We start from the raw sequence: 18,114 nt of genomic DNA, 5'->3' as shown, positions 1-18,114 counted from the left end.
TATTTAACATCAAGGAGTTTTATAATGAATAAAAAGATTGCATGGATTACAGATACTGCAGCATTATTACCGGAAAGTTATATTAAAGAACATTCAATTCATGTGCTAGCGTTGAATATCGTTTTTGAAGAGGGCCCCCTTCGTGAAACAGTGGATATGACGCACGATGAATTTTATGATAAATTAAGAAATTCTAAAATACACCCGAAAACATCTCAGCCGGCATTCGGAGAGCATGTAGCTTTATATGAAAAATTAAAAGAACAGGGCTATGACTGTGCCATAGCGATTCATACTTCAGAGCAACTGTCGGGTACTGTGTTAAGTGCTCCAATGGCAGCAGAACAGGCGGGTTTTAAAAGTTATGTAATTGATGCGAAAATCGGTTCCTATCCAATGCAAGTCATGTTGGCACTCGGAATTGAGCTTGGAAAACAAGGACATAGCCCTGAAGCTATCGTAGAGAAAATAGAAGCAATGCGTGGCAAATCGGAACTTGCTTTTATCCCTGCAAGCCTGGAGCAATTGCATAAAAGCGGGCGTGTTTCAGGGATGGCGATGTTTCTCAGCAACTTGCTCAATATTAAACTGGTGATTGAATACAATAAAGAAGGCGGCGTTGAAGTGGCAAAAAAAGTCCGTGCCGATAATCGTGCCAAAAAAGCTGTTATTGAAAAACTTGAGCGGGCTATTTTAAAGTCACCTGTAAAAGAAGCTGCAATTATTCATTGTAATAATGAAGCAGGAGCTATCGAATGGAAAAAAGAATTATTAAAAGACTTTCCGTCAATTCAATTTACCCCAACACCACTTTCCGCCTGTGTGGGTGTCCATGCAGGAGAAGGTACATTAGGTTTGACATGGGTGCGGGAATAAAAAAATGCAGGGCCTCTTTCTAGGCGCTCTGCATTTTTTCGTATTTAGATTGAAAGTATTGAATAAATCGCGCGAAAATAAATGTAACTGCAAGTGCTGATCCGATGAAAAGAACAACGCCGGTCCAACCATAGTGCATCCAAAAGATACCGCCGAGCGTTCCTCCGATACTTGACCCCATATAATAGGCGAACAAATACAATGAGGAAGCCTGGGCTTTATCGACTTTGGCTAAATGACTGACCCAGCCGCTTGCAATGGAATGAGCGCCGAAAAAGCCGAAAGTAAATATAATGAGTCCGCTTATTTTTAAAGGCAGACTTACAGGAAAGGTGAGAACTGCACCTAAGCTCATAATGATGATTCCGCTGTAGAGAACATTTTGCCGGCCATACTGATCAGACAAGCTTCCAAACCATGTGGAGCTCCACGTCCCTACCAAATAAACAACAAATAGCCAACTCACAAATGTCATGCTTAAATGATAAGGTGAATCAACCAGTTTGAAGCCGATATAATTGTACATTGTCACAAAGCTGCCCATTAATGCAAATCCAATCCCGAACAGTAAAACAAGCCGTCTATCTTTTATATGCTGGAACAGTGTTCTAGTCAGTAATCGGAACTGCAATGGGCGCGGTGTGAAATGTTTGGATTCAGGTAGTGCCCATACGAAGTAACAACTGATAATAATGCTTAAAATCCCAAGAACAATCATTCCGGTTTGCCAGCTGAACAGATCACTCATCGTGCCGATTATAATACGGCCGGATAATCCGCCAATCGCATTTCCGCTTATGTAAAGACCCATTGCGACACCTAAGCTTGAAGGTTCCATTTCTTCTCCTAAATAGGCCATCGCAATGGCTGGAACCCCTGCAAATACAAAACCTTGAATGATCCGCAGTGCAAGAATCGATTCGAAATTAGGAGCAAACGCCAGTGCGAGGGTTAAAACGGATGCCGCAAATATCGAAGCGGTCATCAGTTTTTTTCGGCCCCATGCTTCCGACAATGATCCGAAAAGTAACAGACTAAATGCCAAAACAGATGTAGCAGCAGATAATGATAAACTGGCTACAGCCGGGGAGACATTGTAATCTTTTGAAAACTGGGGCATTAGCGGCTGCGTGATATAAAGGTTGGCAAAGGTGATAAAACCTGCAGCAAATAATGCGATGTTCGTCATTTTAAAGGATTTTGTTCCTCTTTTGATATAGTCCATGTAATCCCTTCAATCTTGAAAACTTTTGAATAATTGCAGTTTGGATGGTGACCTGCAGCTATTCGGTAGGTTGCCCTGTCAGCACTTGGGCGATTTCTTCGATCGTCATATCGGAGCGGAGATCAAATGCACCTTTTTGAATCGAACGCGCAAATTCCGGTTTTGACAAATAAAGTTCAAGCTCTCGGCCATTTGTGACAATACCTAAGTCTTCCGCTTGCTGTCCGATAGTATAAATAGAAACATTTTCATAAATATAGATAGTCTCTTCCACTACACCTGTTTTGATTTCTTCTTTTGTAGAGGGTGTTTTCTTTTCGGCTGTACTGGTTGTTTGCTCGTCCGCTTTTTTAGAATTGGCGGAATCCGGGTTTTGCTCGTTTAATTGTTTTGTCAGTTCATCAATTTGTTTTTCATAGTCGTCTAATTGCTTTTCATAAGCGGCGTTATCTTTCTGACTTGAGTCAGTTGGCAGCTTGTCGAACAATGCCATGCTTGCACCTGCCACAAAAAGACCGATACCAAATGCTCGCAACGATGATTTCATTGTTGACCTCCATTTGCTAAAATCGATTGGATCTGAGCATGTGATAATGTCGAACGCTTACTGATTTCCTCAATCGATAGGCCTTGACTATTGAGCGCGAGTACCTGGCTAACTAATATACCGTTAATCGGTTTCGTGCTTTTTTGCGGAGTTGCCTTAGAAGCCGTTCCATAGCTTTGAGCCGCTTTCACCTGGGCTGCTGCTTGCTGGAAAGATGAAAAGGCGGCTTGCTGTTCTGAATTTTGCTGTTGGACAAGAGAAGGTTTACGCACTTGAAAATTTGGTTCTACAAGCAGTTCTTCTTCCAGGGCCTTTACGCGTCGTTTTAAAGCATTTGTTTCCTGATAAATATTAATTGATAAATCTTCGACATCTCTTTCGACTTTTGCGGATTTATCTTTAAACAATAGGGATATAATAATGACGGCAATTCCAGCTATCATTAATATTGAAGAAAGTCCCATATGAAATCCTCCATTTCTTTTATCTATGTGATTGTTTTGACAGTAAACTTGAAATTGAAGCAGGGAATCGCTTTTTCACTGCAGATTCCCTTTATTTTAACATAGTAAAACTTATTAAGAAATGATACTAGATTTTTTAAAACAGTGTGTTATAATAGGTAAGTCGTATAAATCATGCTCAAATAAATTTATTCTTAATTTAGAGTGGGAGGGTTAATGATGCGCGTAAACATTACTTTAGCTTGCACAGACTGCGGCGAACGTAACTACATTTCAAAAAAGAACAAGCGTAACAATCCAGAGCGTCTTGAACTTAAAAAATATTGCTCTCGCGAGAAGAAGTACACTCTTCACCGTGAAACAAAGTAATAATCGCTCATTTAGCCAAAACCACTCGTTGGTTTTGGCTTTTTACTTGCTTTCCTTTTAAATGTTACTATGATGATTCAATGAATTTGATTTATGATAGGAATGTTTAACCTAAAAAAGCTTGATTGAAAGTGGGGATATGTTTTGGAGAAAAGAGATTACCGTAAAAAAGTGCAGGAAAAGTTGTCCAATATGACCGATCAGGAATATCGTGAACGTTCATTGGAAATCGCTCGGCAATTATTACAGGAACCATCTATTCAAAAAGCAGATATTATCGCAATTACTTTATCAAATCAGCCGGAAGTGGATACAACGTTTATTATTGAAGAATTATGGAAATTAAATAAATATGTTGCAGTTCCGAAATGTAATCCGAAAGATCGCTCGATGCAGTTTTACAAAATTAACAGTTTTGATGAAACCGAACGAGCATACCAAAATATATTAGAACCGATACGAGAAAGAACGGAACTGGTCAAAAAAGAACGAATTGATGTCATGGTCGTGCCGGGAGTTGTTTTTGATCATCACGGATACCGCATCGGATTTGGCGGGGGCTACTATGACCGCTATTTGGTTGGATTTAATGGAAAGCGGATCTCCTTGGCATTTGAGGAGCAGCTGTTAAACGAAATACCGAGAGAATCACATGATCTTCCGGTACATATACTACTTACAGACAAAAATCGCATAATCTGCGAATAATTGGTGGAGGAACGAAAATGAAGTCAATGTTGGATGTGCTCGACATCTTAAAACAATACGGAATTTACATTTATACAAAGGACCGTATTGGTGATTTGTACTTAATGGAAGACGAAATTAAGGAATTATATAAATCAAAATTTATTGATACGAAAGATTTTCAGATGGCCTTATTAATTTTGCGTCAGGAAGAGCAAAGGCTTAAAGCGGGAAAATAACTGGAAATTAGCGTATAATAAGAAGGATCATATAGAGGAATGCTTGTTTTCTTAGGGTTTTAACTTTTTGACGAACATATCCTGAGTAAAACAGCGGGAATAAACCGCTGTTTTCATATTTAACGAAACCTTTTCAAATTTAATACGTACTAAATAATAGTGCTGTTTTATGAATGTAAACTGTTTAAACAATATAATGTTGCGGATTTGTTTGAAAAGCTTTAACATAGGTTTTGTTTGAATAGAGATTTTACACAACTAAAACAATGTATTTAAAAAAATCGAATATGTAAAGAGAGGATGTATAGGATATGAAAGATTTTAAATGGCCTAAACATTCGATATTAGCGATTGCCGTAATAGCAACCTGGATTAAAACTGTAATTGTTTATGAAACTAGCTTTGATATGAAGATAGAAAATGCAATGCAATTGTTAATTTTGATTATCAATCCTTTAAGTTTCTTATTATTCTTCTATGGATTGTCATTATTCCTGAAATCACAAAAAGCGCGAAATCGCTATATTGTCGGCAGTAGTATTTTACTGTCATTAGTAGTATACGGAAATGTTGCCTTTTACCGTTTCTACAATGACTTTGTAACATTGCCTGTATTATTCCAAACGAGCAATTTTGGAGAGTTAGGTACATCAGCAGCAGCAATTATCAGCTGGACAGATATATTCTATTTTGTGGATGTATTACTGATTTTTATTGCTGTGAAGCTTTTACCGAAAGCGGAAGAACAGTTACTGCCTATTCGTAAAGATGCGCGTAAAGCATACTTTGTTATGACGGCTGCTATTTTATTTTTAAACTTAGGCTTAGCAGAAACAGAGCGTCCGCAATTATTGACACGAGCATTTGACCGTGAACTGTTAGTGAAAAATATCGGAACGTATAACTATCATCTTTACGATGTATATGTTCAGTCGAAATCGTCTGCACAGCGAGCGTTGGCAGATGGCAGTGAGCTTGTTGAAGTGAGCAACTACGTCCGCGCAAACCAGGCGGAACCTAATGTTGAAATGTTCGGCAAGTATGAAGGCCGCAATGTAATTGCAGTTTCTTTAGAATCATTGCAGTCATTTGTTATTAATGAGGAAATGAATGGGGAAGTAGTAACACCGTTCCTGAATTCATTGACAAACGATAAAGATACGTATTACTTCAGTGATTTTTACCACCAGACTGGGTTGGGGAAAACTTCGGATTCTGAGTTTATTTTCGAAAACTCGTTATATGGCTTAGGTCGAGGTGCAGTGTTCTTTACACATGGTGAAAATACGTATAACTCCTTTGCAGAGCGCTTAGGGGAAAATGGATATTTCACAAACGTTATGCATGCGAACAATAAATCATTCTGGAACCGTGACATGATTTACAAATCATTTAAATTGGATCAGTTTTATGATATCGAATCATACGAAGTAACGGAAGATACATCTGTAAACTGGGGACTAAAAGATGTTCCATTCTTTGAACAATCTGCAGCATTGATGAAAGAAATGCCACAGCCGTTTTACAGCCGTCTAATTACTTTAACAAACCACTACCCGTTCTATTTGGATCCGGAAGATATGATGATTCCTGAATATGATTCAAATTCAGGTACATTAAACCGTTATTTCCAAACAGTGCGCTACTTGGATGAATCGGTGAAGGAATTCTTCGATGATTTAAAGGAACAGGGTTTATATGAAAATTCGATTATTGTGATGTACGGAGACCACTACGGGATTTCCGAAAATCATAATAAAGCAATGGCGAAATTTTTAAACAAAGAAGAAATCACACCATATGACAGTGCGCTTTTACAGGCTGTCCCATTATATATCCACATACCTGGTTCTAATGATGGACAAGTGATGGATAATGTAGCGGGTCAGTTGGATATTCGTCCGACATTACTGCATCTGCTGGGTATTGAAACTTCAAAAGATATGCAATTAGGAGCAGACCTGTTCTCGGAAGAACATGAGGATTTCGTTATTTTCCGTGATGGTCGCTTTGTAACAGATCAATATGTGTATGCAGGTGAAGTATGTTACGACCGTGAAACGGGAGAAGCAACTGATACGGAAGCATGTCAGCCGTTTATTGACCGTGCAACACAAGAGCTGGAATACTCGGATCAAATTATTAATGGTGACCTGTTGCGTTTCTATGATACAGAAACAGGGAACTTGCTGATCGATACGGACTATAAATAATGAAAGCTGCCCCGGAGAAATTCGGGAGCAGCTTTTTTTCATATAAAAAACGTATTGCTTCACGAGCAATACGTTTTTTGTTGCAATTAGTGGGTTGGTGGATAGCCTTGATTTAATACCGTCATAATGACGAACCAACCAAAAACACCTGCAGCTAATGCATTGAAGGCAGCAGCTAAAAGGTTTTTTTCCTTGATTGATTGGAATATGCCAATTACGCCAAAAATTGCAACTAAACCGAAAATAACCATTAATAAGTTCATAAAAAATTGACACTCCTTTCGACATTCCAAAAAATGTCTCAACAATATTCCTCTTTTATTGTAAAGGTTTCCAAATCGTTTGTCGAGGATTAAAAGTGGCGTTTATTTGAACGATAACTTTCACTATGAGATCGATTGAAAAAATGTATAATGGAAACAGAGGTGATGATCTATGTTAAATGTTAGAAAATATAGTCTTGGACCGATCCAAACGAATTGCTACATTGTAAGCAATAAAGAAAAAGACTGCTTAATTTTTGATCCAGGTGAAGAAGGGGCACGCATTGTAAATGAATTACGCAAAAATGGCTTAAATCCGTTAGCTATTTTATTGACCCATACACATTTTGATCATATCGGTGGAGTGGATGCAGTAAGGACAATCTACAATATTCCACTGTATGTCCATGAAAAAGAAGTGGATTGGCTTGCGGATCCGATGAAAAACGGTTCCGGCAAATACGCGGAATTGCCGAATTATATTGTGAAAAAACCCGAGGAAGAACATATCATCCGAAAAGAAGGGGAAATGACGATCGGTGCCTTTACCTTTACGGTAGCCCATACACCAGGACATTCCCCGGGAAGTGTATCTTTCATTTTTAAAGAGGACGGATTTGCGGTTGTAGGCGACACATTATTCGAACAAAGCATTGGACGGACTGATTTGATTGGAGGTTCGATGAATGTCTTACTGAAATCGATTCACGATAAGCTTTTATCATTACCGGAAGATACGATTATTTATCCGGGGCATGGTGACTATACGACACCTGCTGCAGAGATGGATTCCAACCCGTTTTTAAACGGCTTTTAATCCGCGCATATGTAAATGAAAAAACGACCGCTCTCTTTTAAAGAGCGTGTCGTTTTTTAATGTCCGCCACCCGGAGTGTGTATGAATGTTGTGTAATAGGTGAAACCGGCGAAGAAAACAGTCAAGTATGCGCCAAAAATGTACATGTACATGCGTTCTGAAAGATTTAAGAAGCCTAATAATAAAAATAAACCTGTATTACCTACGAATAATAGCGAAACCTCGTTCATACCGCCAAGGTAGAACATAACGGCGAAAATAGCAGTCCAGAATGCCATAACTTTATACATATTGCTCATCAAATATCCCTCCTTTTCTAAAAAAATAGAATAGTCTCTCATTCATTATAAATCAAGTTTCTGGATAATGTAAACTGTGAGATATGGAAGAGTTGTGACAAAGGCATGTTTTTTCCATTAATTGTGTACGGAAATTTTATATTTACAGAAGTCACAGTCACTTACCATGCTTTCCATTTTCGAAATTTCATGTCGGTCAAACAGTGCATCAACTTGTCCATACAAATAGGATTCATGAAGCTGGCATACTATTTCTCCGTAGTTTGATATTTGCTCTTGGAAGGGGCAGTTGTAAAGTGAAAATATGATGGATTTGGATTGGTTATGCTCAATGACTTCGGGAATATAACCGATTAATGTAGCACTTTTCGTTAACATGGCCAATTTCTCGTCAAAAGAAAGTGGAGATTTTCGTCTAATTGACTTCATCAGTTCAAGCATCGATTGTCTCCCGTCACGGTAACTGATTTCCTGCGCTTTACTCAACGCTGCTTCTCCAAGTTCACGGATAAGTTCAAGTGACCATTTAATTAATGAAGATGTATCGCGTCTAGGTATGCTTAAATTGATTCCTTCCTGTTTTGCTTTATATACTCTGCCAGGTCGTCCGCCTTTTCCGGTTTTTAAATGTTCGGAAGAAATGGCACCGATTTCTGCAAGTTTTGTTAAGTGCAAACGAGCTACATTGGAATGGATTTTAAATTGATCTGCAATATCCTGAACGGATAGAAATTGCTTTTGCTGCAACATGAATTCATAAATAGCAAACCGGGTTTCATCAGCAAAAGTGCTGGAAATTTTAATCGGATGTATCATTTGTAAACCCCCAATACGGTAAAAATTATAAATGCTAACTTTACTATTATTCTACATGAAATATTAGCAAATTTGTTAATATTGAAAGAAAATTCCTATTAAAAAGAAATTTTCCCTATTTTTATATAAATTGCAGGACAAACGATTTATAATGGAGTCACAACAAATGAATTGGTAAAGAGGTGATTTCCATTAAACAGTTATCGATCATTGAACAAAAATGTTTGGAACTTTTATCCAAGGCGGCCGAGCTAAACGTAACAGATATTCATTTACTCCCAAGAGAGAGTTGCTATGATCTGTTAATGAGGAAATACGGCCGTTTTGAAAAGGAGGACGAACTCCCTACAGAGCTCGCTACCCGTATGATTTCCTATTTTAAATTTCTTTCTTCTCTTGATATTAGTGAAAAGCGAAAGCCTCAAAGCGGTTCCTTCCAAAAATATATCGACCAGTCGATGTACGCCTTCCGTATTTCTACATTACCTTCCAGCTTCTTCAAAGAAAGTTTAGCAGTTCGAATATTACGTCAAAACTATACCGTCCCGTTACAGTCATTATGTCACTTCCGGGGAAGTGTTGAACAGTTGCACAGGTTGGCCAGGCTGGAGAGCGGGTTAATTATAATCAGCGGTGCGACCGGAACAGGCAAAACGACGACATTATATTCATTGCTGCAATATTGTTCGCAGCATTTATCCCGACACGTCATTTCTTTGGAGGATCCGGTTGAAAGCAGGCAGGAACAGCTATTGCAAATTCAAGTGAATGAGCGAGCCGGAATGACGTATTCTGCAGGATTAAAGGCAATACTAAGGCACTCTCCGGAAGTGATTATGCTCGGGGAGATTCGTGACAGGGAAACGGCGAAAGTCGCGATAGAAGCAGCGTTTTCCGGACACCTCGTTATTTCGACGATCCATGCAAAGGATACCGTAAACTGTATTTACCGTCTTCATGATTTATCGGTTTCATTTGAGGAAATGCGGCAGATGCTAAGAGGTGTTGTTTCACAGCGTCTCATTGAAACAGAGGACAGCGGCTATAAGGCTATTTTTGAATTTTTAACCGATGATCAATTGCAGCTTGCCTTTGAGTCGATCATCCAAGAACAAACATTTTCATTACCGTATGATCAAACATTGGCAGGTCAAATCGAAAAACTGCAAGGTGACTATTATGAATATACCGCTCCTTAAAAATGCCGCATCCATTACTTTGTTTAAAAAACCTGTCATAAAATCCTCAGAGCTCCCAACGTTACTCCAACGAATCGCCACTCTGTTAAATGAAGGCTATACATTTGCCCACAGTATCGAAATGCTGTTGCCTTATCATGTAAAACAATATGAGCCGGTCCAACAGGAAATTTCAAATATATTGCGCGGGGGTGGCAGTGCAACACAAGTATTTCAGCTGCTTTGTCTGGATAAACAGTATTTGGTGTCAATTGAGTTGGCAGAAGTGACGGGCAAGCTGAGCGAAGCGATTGGTCTTGTCGCAAAGCAGCTCGTTTTTCAACAGCAGGCGAAAACGAAACTATTAAAAGTGATGTCCTATCCGCTCATTTTATTTACATTTTTAATCCTGCTTTTTTTAGCCTTTCGCACGTATTTTCTTCCTAATATGTCTTCTGTTATTACATCCCGCGTCCATAGTGAATCGTCAGTGAGCATTCAGTGGTCGACGTTTTTCCTTCATATGCCGGACTACATTGTTGCAATCGGCATTGCTTTCGGCATTATTCTCTCCATAGTTGTTTACCAGATCCGTAAGAAGCGAATTGAACTGCAGCTTCATCTCCTATTTAAAATCCCGTTCGTCGGACTTTTTTGGCGTCTTTTTCTGACAAGACAGTTTGCACGTCATTTAGGGAATCTGCTATTGGCAGGTTTCTCACTTCAAAAGGCATTCGATCATTTAAAAACCCAACAGCATCAAAAACAGATCGCCTATATTGCCGGTACACTTCAAGAACGGATTCTTCTTGGTGATTCACTGGAGCGGGCAGTGGAAATCGTCGGCCACTTCTATCCGAAGTTTGAGCATTTTATTGCACACGGTGAAGCGAGCGGTTTGCTGGGAAGGGAGCTGATTTTATATTGTGAACTTTTGGATGAAAAACTGCAGAAACTTATTGAACGAATCCTGGCAATTATTCAGCCGCTGCTTTTTGTTGTTATCGCCGTTTGCGTCATTGCTGCCTATTTAAGTATTTTAATCCCGATGTATGATGTCATTGATTTTATATAAGAAGGGGTGGAAAAGATGAAAAATGAAAAAGGATTTACATTAGTTGAAATGCTTGTTGTCTTATTAATTATTTCCATTTTGATTTTAGTTACAATTCCAAACGTATCTAAGCACTTTGAAACGATCGACAAAAAAGGGTGCGAGGCATATATAATGATGCTTCAAGGACAAGTTGAAGCGTATAAGCTGAACCATAATGAATATCCGGCTTCGGTCTCGGATTTAATTGCAGAGGATTATATTGTCGAAGATGATTTAAGATGTCCGGATAATACGGAAATTAAGATAGTGGAAGGCGAAGTCATTGGACCGGGGAATAGCGGAACATAACGATGAATGGGAAAGTTAAATCACTGTTAAAAGATGAAAAGGGTTTTACATTGATGGAAATGCTCATTGTTCTCTTTATTTTTTTAGTCGTCAATTCAGCGATTCTCTATTTTTCACAAAATCCGTTAATGGAGTATACAGAAAAACAGGTGATAAATCAAAATGAGATGTTAATACGCATGACACAATTATTATCCATTGAGAAGGGTACGCCCTATACCGTCGAGATTATTAATTGTCAGCGGATTCAAGTAAGGGAGCGCAATAACTCCGGGATTGTATACGATCAGCGTATAGCGCGGCCAATCGCTATGTATTTATCCACTCCGAATAACCGGCTGGTATTCAATACGAAAGGAAATGTCCAGGCATTTGGACAACTAACTTATCATTTTGAAAATGAAATCCATCAATACTCCGTCAATATCGGCAAAGCCAGAATTTTGGAAAGGGAGGTTTTTCATGAGCCAGGAAGGCCTAACTCTTGTAGAAACACTGTTGGCAGTCGTCATTTTATTCTTCCTTACATCGACAATCATTCCGCTCACATTTAACATGAAACAGCAAATTGCCATACAAAAAGTGCAAGCCCATGCAGCAGAAGCAGCTTTTATAGGCGCGATGAAATATAAAAGGTATGGACAAACAGCAGGAGTTCAGTACATTGACGGTGTTCAGTTTCAATGGAATTACGAAGATAACCAAGTATGTGTTCAGTATGACAACAAGGATAAGAATGAGGAACTGTGTGTATGAAAAGGAGGCAAACATTAAATGAGAGGGGCTTTACATTACTGGAAAGCTTGTTTCAGTTAACTGTGTTCGTACTTTTTAGCGTGATCAGCCTGCTTATCCTTTTATGGGTTCGGGATCTTCAACAGCTTGAAATGATGAAGGACGAGGTGAACTGGGAATTGTTCGTTTATGATCTCCATCAGTACAATATGAATTCCGCATCTGGTAAGGTTCTCGGTTCTAATATGCTGCAACTGGAAATATTAAATGATCCCGAGGAGCGATTGTTTGTCTTTGATAAATCGGAAGAGCATTTGCGCAAAAGGTCGAACAAAGGGGGAAATGAAATTATACTGCCTTTTGTGGAGAACTGGGAGTTGGCAATTACCGAAAATGAAGTGAATATGAAGGTAGTGATGAAAAATGGAACGAAGCGAGAAAGGGACCTCGTATTACCATTACCTCCAAAATGAGAAAGGTGCATTATTTTTACTCGCTGTATTTTTATTGTTCATAGTTTCCGGAGCGGCTGTTTTCTATACAAATGCATATTTTGCGCAAATAAAAGTATATAATTCATTGGAATCTATTTACGTTCGTGCTACGATAAATATACTAAATTTACCTTAAAGTTCGACTTCTTTTTGCAAAGTCGAAAAAATGTCGCATTATGCGATTTTGCTTCAACTATAATAATTCTATTTAAGAAGCAAATTAGAAACGAAACAATAGGTGAAGGCGTAATTGATTAAGTAGTCCGTAATTAGAAGAAGGTGAACAGCATGCGTAAAATTTATTTAGTTGGATTTATGGGGTGCGGAAAAAGTGCGATAGGCAGACGTTTAAGTTTTTTCTTGAAAATGCCATATTACGATATGGATCATGAAATTGTACGGCAACAGGGTATGACTATCCCTGAAATTTTCGAGAAATACGGCGAAGCACATTTCCGGAAAATCGAGACGGAATTTTTAAAGAATTTTCGTGATGAAGCATGCATTATCGCAACAGGCGGTGGGGTAGCCGTGAATGAAGAAAACAGGAAAATTATGCGCCGTACAGGGCTTGTATTTTTTCTTGATGCAAAATTTGAAGATATTTATATGCGTATTCGGAATGATAAAAACCGTCCCATTGTTCAATCGTCATCGGAGCAAGAATTGGAAAACCTGTATCACCAACGCAGAAAGAGTTATCGATTAGCTGGCCATATACAAGTGCTGACAGCCGGGAGAACTTTAAGACAGATTGTCGAGTATATTGGGTTTCAAGTGAAAAGACTTAAAGGCGAATAATAAATCGATAATGTTGTTTAATGTTCGTATTTTGAATAAAATTAAAAAAAGATTGCGTTTGCATTACATTCAATGTTAGGATATTGCTAAGAAGAGCAATAACATGAAGTAAATAAGCTAACGCGGATGATGGTACGGGGAGAGAACGTGATGTCACGTCGCCGAAGGAGCAAATAGCGATGCTATGAATCTCTCAGGCAAAAAGACTCGTACTGGACGCAACTCTGGAGAGTGCTGTAATAGCTATTGTTGCGAACAGCCACCAAAGGGGAAAGCCTGAATTGTGATAGTGGATCAAATTCAGGTGTAACTTTCAGGTGCAAGGACAGAGAATCTCGGTAAAGGGGATTCGTCTGTCTTTTTTTTGTGGAGAAATCGGCTTTTAATATTCTGATGATTCTAACTAAAAAGATAGATTTACACTTTGACAGGTGTAATGTTGTTTCCCCTTTGCAAGATGAAATGAACATACATAACTAAAGGAGGAAATGAACATGACAAATGATTTAAAACTAAAGCGCACACCACTTTTTGATGAATATGCAAAGTATGGCGGGAAAACAGTTGATTTTGGCGGCTGGGAGTTACCTGTACAATTTTCTTCAATCAAAGATGAACATGATGCGGTACGTAACCGTGCAGGACTTTTTGATGTATCCCATATGGGTGAGATTATCGTAGAAGGTCCGGATGCGCTTGTTTATTTACAAAAGGTCCTATCCAACGATATTTCCAAAATTGCAGTCGGCGGCGCACAATACAGTGCATTATGTTATGAAGATGGCGGTGTTGTTGACGATTTACTTACATACCGTTTGGAAGATAACCGTTATCTGCTATGTGTAAATGCAGCGAACATTGAAAAGGACTTTGAATGGTTACAGGAGCATGTCGAAGGGGAAGTCAAAGTGACAAATGTGTCAGATGACTATGCTCAAATCGCCTTGCAAGGACCGTTATCACAGGAAGTTCTGCAAACATTAACTGAAACAGACTTATCGGCAATCAAATATTTTAAATTCCAGGACAATGTGGATGTAGGCGGTCATTCAGTTCTTGTTTCTCGCTCTGGGTATACAGGGGAGGACGGATTTGAAATTTACGGTGCACCAGCAGCGATTGTTGATCTTTGGAACAAAATTTTAGAAACAGGAAAAGACAAAGGTGTAGTAGCTGCCGGTTTAGGAGCACGTGACACACTTCGCTTTGAAGCTTGCTTACCATTATATGGCCAAGAGATTTCAAAAGATATTTCACCACTGGAAGCGGGCATTGGCTTCGCAGTGAAATTGGCGAAAGATCCGCAATTTATCGGTCAGCAAGCTTTAATCGATCAAAAAGAAAATGGTCTGACACGTAAATCGGTAGGCATTGAAATGATTGATAAAGGTATTCCTCGCCATGGCTATAAAGTGTTTAAAGATGGCGAAGAGATCGGCTTTGTAACAACAGGAACACAGTCACCGATGACAAAACGCAATATCGGTTTAGCTTTAATTGACGCAAAATTCACTGAAATTGGAACTGAACTCGAAATCGAAGTACGAAAAAATAGAGCAAAAGCTGTTGTAGTAGAAACGCCATTTTACAAGCGTGCAAAATAAGGTGACGCTTCAGTCGGAGGGGGTCTTCATCCCCCGGACTGACAGTTAAACCTGTCTGCTGCCTTTAGAAGAAGATAAATTCCTACCCGTAATTGCGGGATAAAACTTTTGAAAAGAGGGTTAACAATGAAACATCGTTATTTACCAATGACGGAACAAGATAAACAAGAAATGTTAGACCGTATCGGGGTTGCGACAATTGATGAGCTTTTCGAGGATATTCCTGAGAAAGTTCGCTTCCAAGGAAGCTACAATATTAAACCTGCGAAGTCAGAAGCCGCTTTAATGAAGGAACTGGCACAACTTGCATCAAAAAATAAAGATACAGCAAGCAATGTATCGTTTTTAGGTGCTGGTGTCTACAATCACTATAAACCGGTAATTGTCGATCACGTGATTTCACGTTCGGAGTTCTATACAGCATACACACCATACCAGCCGGAAATTTCTCAAGGCGAACTTCAAGCAATTTTTGAGTTCCAGACGATGATCACGGAACTGACAGGCATGGATATTGCAAACTCTTCTATGTATGATGGCGGTACGGCTTTGGCAGAAGCAGGTATGCTTGCTGCAGGTCATACACGTCGCGGCAAGTTACTTGTTTCAGGAGCGGTACATCCGGAATATCAAGATGTTGTGAAAATGTATGCGACAGGACAATCAATTGAAGTCGTTACAATCCCTGCAAAAGACGGTGTGACAGACATCGAAGCGTTAAAAGGCCTGATCGATGACCAGACAGCCGGTGTTATCGTTCAATATCCGAACTTCTTCGGTCAAGTTGAAAACCTGCAGCCGCTTGCTGACATTGCACATGAGGCAAAAGGATTGTTTATCGTATCTGCAAACCCGTTAGCACTTGGTGTATTGACACCTCCAGGAAAATTAGGCGCGGATATTACAGTCGGGGATGCACAGGTGTTCGGAATTGCCGAAGCCTTCGGTGGTCCACACTGTGGCTATTTCGCGGTAACGAACAAGTTAATGCGTAAAGTACCGGGCCGTCTTGTTGGGGAAACAGTTGACCAGGATGGACGTCGTGGATATGTGTTAACATTACAAGCTCGTGAGCAGCACATCCGTCGTGACAAAGCGACATCTAATATTTGTTCAAACCAGGCATTACTGGCACTTGCTTCATCAGTAGCAATGACAGCCCTTGGAAAACAAGGTATGCAGGAAATGGCGAAACAAAATATCGTGAAGACACGCTTTGCTAAAAATGCATTTGAAGCAGCTGGTTTCGAAGTGGTTTATCAAGGTGCACACTTTAACGAAATCGTAGTAAATACAAAACATAATGTGACAGAGCTAAACAAAGCATTAATCGAAAAAGGCATTATCGGCGGCTTTGACTTAGGTCGTGTTTATCCGGAATTAGAAAATCATGCACTTATTGCTGTTACGGAAATCCGTACAAAAGAAGAAATCGAGCAATTAGTTGCAGAAATGGGGGCTTACAATGCATAACGAAAACCAATCACTCATTTTCGAAATTACAAAACCAGGTCGCGTCGGCTACAACTTAGAGCCATTGGATGTTCCTGATTTTGATCTAGAAGAACTTCTGCCAAAAGAGCTAGTTCGTCAGGAAGCAGCTGAACTGCCGGAAGTTGCAGAATTAGATATCATGCGTCACTATACAGCACTTTCACGCCGTAACCACGGGGTTGATTCAGGCTTCTACCCACTGGGTTCATGTACGATGAAATACAATCCGAAAATCAATGAAACGGTTGCACGCTATGCTGGTTTTGCCAATGTTCACCCATTACAGGATGAATCGACAGTACAAGGTGCAATGGAATTATTATATGACCTGCAGACGTCCCTTCAGGAAATTACCGGTATGGATGAAGTGACATTACAGCCGGCAGCAGGCGCACATGGTGAATGGACAGCATTAATGATGATCCGCGCATTCCATGAGGCAAATGGGGAAGGCCACCGTAACAAAGTAATCGTACCGGACTCGGCTCACGGTACAAACCCGGCTTCTGCAACAGTTGCAGGTTTTGAAACAATCACAATCAAATCAGGTGAAGACGGCTTAGTTGATCTTGAAGATTTACGCCGTGTTGTCGGTCCTGATACAGCAGCGCTTATGCTGACAAACCCGAACACGTTAGGCTTATTCGAAGAAAACATTTTAGAAATGGCTGAAATCGTACACGGTGTCGGCGGTAAAGTTTACTATGACGGCGCGAACTTAAACGCTGTTATGAGTAAAGCACGTCCTGGTGACATGGGCTTTGACTGTGTTCACCTAAACTTACACAAAACATTTACAGGTCCACATGGTGGCGGTGGTCCGGGTTCAGGTCCAGTAGGGGTAAAAGCGGATTTAATCCCATTCCTGCCTAAACCAGTATTAGTGAAAAAAGAAGATGGTACATTCCACTTCGATTACAACCGTCCGCAATCAATCGGCCGTGTGAAACCTTACTACGGAAACTTCGGCATTAATGTCCGTGCATATACGTATATCCGTTCAATGGGTCCGGATGGCTTAAAGGCTGTAACAGAATATGCTGTATTGAACGCAAACTACATGATGCGCCGTTTGGAAGAGCACTTTGATTTACCGTATGACCGTCATTGTAAGCATGAATTTGTGCTATCAGGCCGTCGTCAGAAAAAATTAGGTGTTCGTACATTGGATATCGCAAAACGTCTTCTTGACTTTGGCTACCATCCACCGACAGTATACTTCCCGTTGAACGTGGAAGAAGGTATTATGATCGAGCCAACAGAAACAGAATCAAAAGAAACATTGGATGCATTCTGTGATGCGATGATTCAAATTGCTCAAGAAACAATCGATAACCCATCGATCGTGCAGGAAGCACCACATACAACGGTAATCAGCCGTTTAGATGAAACACGTGCTGCACGTACACCTGTATTACGCTATACAAAAAAAGAAGAAGTAACTATTTCTTAATTTGTGACAAAAAGGTCAGAGCTGTTTTCTGACCTTTTTTCATTGAATAAGGTTAGACTTCTTACTTGTCACTATATAATAGTAGAAACTACTGGTAATCGGCAATTTTATATCTCAGTGGCGGTGCATGAAAAA

General features: G+C 39.7%; 22 protein-coding genes and 2 riboswitches. Of the genes, 16 read left to right on the top strand and 6 right to left on the bottom strand.

Translation table 11 applies throughout. From position 1 onward, the window contains the following. Positions 1 to 24: 24 nt before the first annotated feature. Positions 25 to 876, top strand: coding sequence for a DegV family protein (locus MKX73_RS18635; RefSeq protein ID WP_340718741.1), 852 nt, complete (start codon positions 25 to 27; stop codon positions 874 to 876). Between the two features lie 19 nt (positions 877 to 895). Here the strand turns inward: MKX73_RS18635 and MKX73_RS18630 are convergent, their stop codons facing one another. The 3 genes from MKX73_RS18630 to MKX73_RS18620 are packed head-to-tail and all read right to left on the bottom strand — an operon-like array spanning position 896 to position 3,112. Next, entirely contained in the window at positions 896 to 2,101 is a 1,206-nt protein-coding gene (locus MKX73_RS18630; RefSeq protein ID WP_340718740.1) for an MFS transporter, read from the bottom strand. A 58-nt stretch (positions 2,102 to 2,159) separates the two neighbouring features. Then, positions 2,160 to 2,648 carry a hypothetical protein gene (locus MKX73_RS18625; RefSeq protein WP_340718739.1) on the bottom strand — a complete coding sequence of 163 codons (489 nt, stop codon included), beginning with the start codon at positions 2,646 to 2,648 and terminating at the stop codon, positions 2,160 to 2,162. Then, the gene (locus MKX73_RS18620; RefSeq protein WP_340718738.1) at positions 2,645 to 3,112 is read right to left on the bottom strand and encodes a hypothetical protein; all 468 of its coding nucleotides are present in this window, start codon (positions 3,110 to 3,112) and stop codon (positions 2,645 to 2,647) included. The genes MKX73_RS18625 and MKX73_RS18620 overlap by 4 nt, the downstream gene beginning before the upstream one ends. A gap of 219 nt (positions 3,113 to 3,331) precedes the next feature. Between MKX73_RS18620 and rpmG the strand changes: the two genes are divergently transcribed. The 4 genes from rpmG (at position 3,332) to MKX73_RS18600 (ending at position 6,620) form a co-directional block, all read left to right on the top strand. Then, on the top strand, positions 3,332 to 3,481 hold the full coding sequence (gene rpmG, locus MKX73_RS18615) for a 50S ribosomal protein L33 (protein ID WP_008408521.1): 150 nt from the start codon (positions 3,332 to 3,334) through the stop codon (positions 3,479 to 3,481). 144 nt (positions 3,482 to 3,625) lie between these two features. Next, on the top strand, positions 3,626 to 4,189 hold the full coding sequence (locus tag MKX73_RS18610) for a 5-formyltetrahydrofolate cyclo-ligase (RefSeq protein ID WP_340718737.1): 564 nt from the start codon (positions 3,626 to 3,628) through the stop codon (positions 4,187 to 4,189). Positions 4,190 to 4,206: 17 nt separating this feature from the next. Then, positions 4,207 to 4,407: a YqgQ family protein gene (locus MKX73_RS18605; protein ID WP_079527733.1), complete on the top strand. Its 201-nt coding sequence runs from the start codon at positions 4,207 to 4,209 to the stop codon at positions 4,405 to 4,407. 311 nt (positions 4,408 to 4,718) lie between these two features. Beyond that, positions 4,719 to 6,620, top strand: a complete 1,902-nt coding sequence (locus MKX73_RS18600; RefSeq protein ID WP_340718736.1) for an LTA synthase family protein — start codon at positions 4,719 to 4,721, stop codon at positions 6,618 to 6,620. An 86-nt stretch (positions 6,621 to 6,706) separates the two neighbouring features. Here the strand turns inward: MKX73_RS18600 and MKX73_RS18595 are convergent, their stop codons facing one another. Further along, positions 6,707 to 6,883: a DUF2759 domain-containing protein gene (locus tag MKX73_RS18595; protein ID WP_008404364.1), complete on the bottom strand. Its 177-nt coding sequence runs from the start codon at positions 6,881 to 6,883 to the stop codon at positions 6,707 to 6,709. Between the two features lie 172 nt (positions 6,884 to 7,055). Between MKX73_RS18595 and MKX73_RS18590 the strand changes: the two genes are divergently transcribed. Continuing rightward, on the top strand, positions 7,056 to 7,700 hold the full coding sequence (locus MKX73_RS18590; protein WP_340718735.1) for an MBL fold metallo-hydrolase: 645 nt from the start codon (positions 7,056 to 7,058) through the stop codon (positions 7,698 to 7,700). 56 nt (positions 7,701 to 7,756) lie between these two features. On the opposite strand, the gene MKX73_RS18585 is transcribed toward MKX73_RS18590, so the two are convergent. Beyond that, a complete protein-coding gene (locus MKX73_RS18585; protein WP_008404362.1) occupies positions 7,757 to 7,999 on the bottom strand; it encodes a DUF2626 family protein in 243 nt (80 codons plus the stop codon). A gap of 117 nt (positions 8,000 to 8,116) precedes the next feature. Next, positions 8,117 to 8,815 carry a helix-turn-helix transcriptional regulator gene (locus tag MKX73_RS18580; RefSeq protein ID WP_340718734.1) on the bottom strand — a complete coding sequence of 233 codons (699 nt, stop codon included), beginning with the start codon at positions 8,813 to 8,815 and terminating at the stop codon, positions 8,117 to 8,119. 182 nt (positions 8,816 to 8,997) lie between these two features. Here MKX73_RS18580 and comGA point away from each other — a divergent pair, with 182 nt between their 5' ends. The 10 genes from comGA (at position 8,998) to gcvPB (ending at position 17,979) form a co-directional block, all read left to right on the top strand. Further along, the gene (gene comGA, locus MKX73_RS18575) at positions 8,998 to 10,014 is read left to right on the top strand and encodes a competence type IV pilus ATPase ComGA (protein WP_340718733.1); all 1,017 of its coding nucleotides are present in this window, start codon (positions 8,998 to 9,000) and stop codon (positions 10,012 to 10,014) included. Continuing rightward, positions 9,995 to 11,068, top strand: coding sequence for a competence type IV pilus assembly protein ComGB (gene comGB / locus MKX73_RS18570; protein WP_340718732.1), 1,074 nt, complete (start codon positions 9,995 to 9,997; stop codon positions 11,066 to 11,068). Before comGA ends, comGB begins: the two co-directional genes overlap by 20 nt. Positions 11,069 to 11,083: 15 nt before the next feature. Then, entirely contained in the window at positions 11,084 to 11,398 is a 315-nt protein-coding gene (gene comGC, locus MKX73_RS18565; RefSeq protein WP_340718731.1) for a competence type IV pilus major pilin ComGC, read from the top strand. Positions 11,399 to 11,400: 2 nt separating this feature from the next. After that, a complete protein-coding gene (locus tag MKX73_RS19905; protein WP_445783319.1) occupies positions 11,401 to 11,952 on the top strand; it encodes a prepilin-type N-terminal cleavage/methylation domain-containing protein in 552 nt (183 codons plus the stop codon). Beyond that, positions 11,861 to 12,154: a type II secretion system protein gene (locus MKX73_RS18560; RefSeq protein WP_340718730.1), complete on the top strand. Its 294-nt coding sequence runs from the start codon at positions 11,861 to 11,863 to the stop codon at positions 12,152 to 12,154. Before MKX73_RS19905 ends, MKX73_RS18560 begins: the two co-directional genes overlap by 92 nt. Further along, complete coding sequence (gene comGF, locus MKX73_RS18555; RefSeq protein WP_340718729.1) at positions 12,151 to 12,606, top strand: competence type IV pilus minor pilin ComGF; 456 nt, start codon at positions 12,151 to 12,153, stop codon at positions 12,604 to 12,606. Before MKX73_RS18560 ends, comGF begins: the two co-directional genes overlap by 4 nt. Positions 12,607 to 12,915: 309 nt before the next feature. Continuing rightward, positions 12,916 to 13,428, top strand: a complete 513-nt coding sequence (locus tag MKX73_RS18550; RefSeq protein ID WP_340718728.1) for a shikimate kinase — start codon at positions 12,916 to 12,918, stop codon at positions 13,426 to 13,428. Positions 13,429 to 13,554: 126 nt separating this feature from the next. Further along, positions 13,555 to 13,647: riboswitch (glycine riboswitch) on the top strand. A gap of 3 nt (positions 13,648 to 13,650) precedes the next feature. Next, positions 13,651 to 13,759, top strand: a riboswitch (glycine riboswitch). Positions 13,760 to 13,922: 163 nt separating this feature from the next. Beyond that, positions 13,923 to 15,032, top strand: a complete 1,110-nt coding sequence (gcvT, locus tag MKX73_RS18545; RefSeq protein WP_340718727.1) for a glycine cleavage system aminomethyltransferase GcvT — start codon at positions 13,923 to 13,925, stop codon at positions 15,030 to 15,032. Positions 15,033 to 15,158: 126 nt separating this feature from the next. After that, positions 15,159 to 16,505, top strand: coding sequence for an aminomethyl-transferring glycine dehydrogenase subunit GcvPA (gcvPA, locus tag MKX73_RS18540; protein ID WP_340718726.1), 1,347 nt, complete (start codon positions 15,159 to 15,161; stop codon positions 16,503 to 16,505). Then, positions 16,498 to 17,979 carry an aminomethyl-transferring glycine dehydrogenase subunit GcvPB gene (gcvPB, locus tag MKX73_RS18535; RefSeq protein WP_340718725.1) on the top strand — a complete coding sequence of 494 codons (1,482 nt, stop codon included), beginning with the start codon at positions 16,498 to 16,500 and terminating at the stop codon, positions 17,977 to 17,979. The genes gcvPA and gcvPB overlap by 8 nt, the downstream gene beginning before the upstream one ends. Positions 17,980 to 18,114: the final 135 nt, after the last annotated feature.

The organism is Solibacillus sp. FSL W7-1436, from assembly GCF_038007305.1.
Lineage (GTDB): Bacteria > Bacillota > Bacilli > Bacillales_A > Planococcaceae > Solibacillus.
Note: the sequence above shows the minus strand (reverse complement) of the source record. Positions and strands in the feature narration are given on the sequence as shown.

Excerpts from the sequence above, each read along its gene's own strand:
- MKX73_RS18635 (WP_340718741.1), top strand. The coding sequence starts at position 25 with ATGAATAAAAAGATTGCATGGATTACAGATACTGCAGCATTATTACCG.
- MKX73_RS18630 (WP_340718740.1), bottom strand. The coding sequence starts at position 2,101 with ATGGACTATATCAAAAGAGGAACAAAATCCTTTAAAATGACGAACATC.
- MKX73_RS18625 (WP_340718739.1), bottom strand. The coding sequence starts at position 2,648 with ATGAAATCATCGTTGCGAGCATTTGGTATCGGTCTTTTTGTGGCAGGT.
- MKX73_RS18620 (WP_340718738.1), bottom strand. The coding sequence starts at position 3,112 with ATGGGACTTTCTTCAATATTAATGATAGCTGGAATTGCCGTCATTATT.
- rpmG (WP_008408521.1), top strand. The coding sequence starts at position 3,332 with ATGCGCGTAAACATTACTTTAGCTTGCACAGACTGCGGCGAACGTAAC.
- MKX73_RS18605 (WP_079527733.1), top strand. The coding sequence starts at position 4,207 with ATGAAGTCAATGTTGGATGTGCTCGACATCTTAAAACAATACGGAATT.
- MKX73_RS18600 (WP_340718736.1), top strand. The coding sequence starts at position 4,719 with ATGAAAGATTTTAAATGGCCTAAACATTCGATATTAGCGATTGCCGTA.
- MKX73_RS18595 (WP_008404364.1), bottom strand. The coding sequence starts at position 6,883 with ATGAACTTATTAATGGTTATTTTCGGTTTAGTTGCAATTTTTGGCGTA.
- MKX73_RS18590 (WP_340718735.1), top strand. The coding sequence starts at position 7,056 with ATGTTAAATGTTAGAAAATATAGTCTTGGACCGATCCAAACGAATTGC.
- MKX73_RS18585 (WP_008404362.1), bottom strand. The coding sequence starts at position 7,999 with ATGAGCAATATGTATAAAGTTATGGCATTCTGGACTGCTATTTTCGCC.
- MKX73_RS18580 (WP_340718734.1), bottom strand. The coding sequence starts at position 8,815 with ATGATACATCCGATTAAAATTTCCAGCACTTTTGCTGATGAAACCCGG.
- comGB (WP_340718732.1), top strand. The coding sequence starts at position 9,995 with ATGAATATACCGCTCCTTAAAAATGCCGCATCCATTACTTTGTTTAAA.
- comGC (WP_340718731.1), top strand. The coding sequence starts at position 11,084 with ATGAAAAATGAAAAAGGATTTACATTAGTTGAAATGCTTGTTGTCTTA.
- MKX73_RS19905 (WP_445783319.1), top strand. The coding sequence starts at position 11,401 with ATGAATGGGAAAGTTAAATCACTGTTAAAAGATGAAAAGGGTTTTACA.
- MKX73_RS18560 (WP_340718730.1), top strand. The coding sequence starts at position 11,861 with ATGAGCCAGGAAGGCCTAACTCTTGTAGAAACACTGTTGGCAGTCGTC.
- comGF (WP_340718729.1), top strand. The coding sequence starts at position 12,151 with ATGAAAAGGAGGCAAACATTAAATGAGAGGGGCTTTACATTACTGGAA.
- MKX73_RS18550 (WP_340718728.1), top strand. The coding sequence starts at position 12,916 with ATGCGTAAAATTTATTTAGTTGGATTTATGGGGTGCGGAAAAAGTGCG.
- gcvT (WP_340718727.1), top strand. The coding sequence starts at position 13,923 with ATGACAAATGATTTAAAACTAAAGCGCACACCACTTTTTGATGAATAT.
- gcvPA (WP_340718726.1), top strand. The coding sequence starts at position 15,159 with ATGAAACATCGTTATTTACCAATGACGGAACAAGATAAACAAGAAATG.
- gcvPB (WP_340718725.1), top strand. The coding sequence starts at position 16,498 with ATGCATAACGAAAACCAATCACTCATTTTCGAAATTACAAAACCAGGT.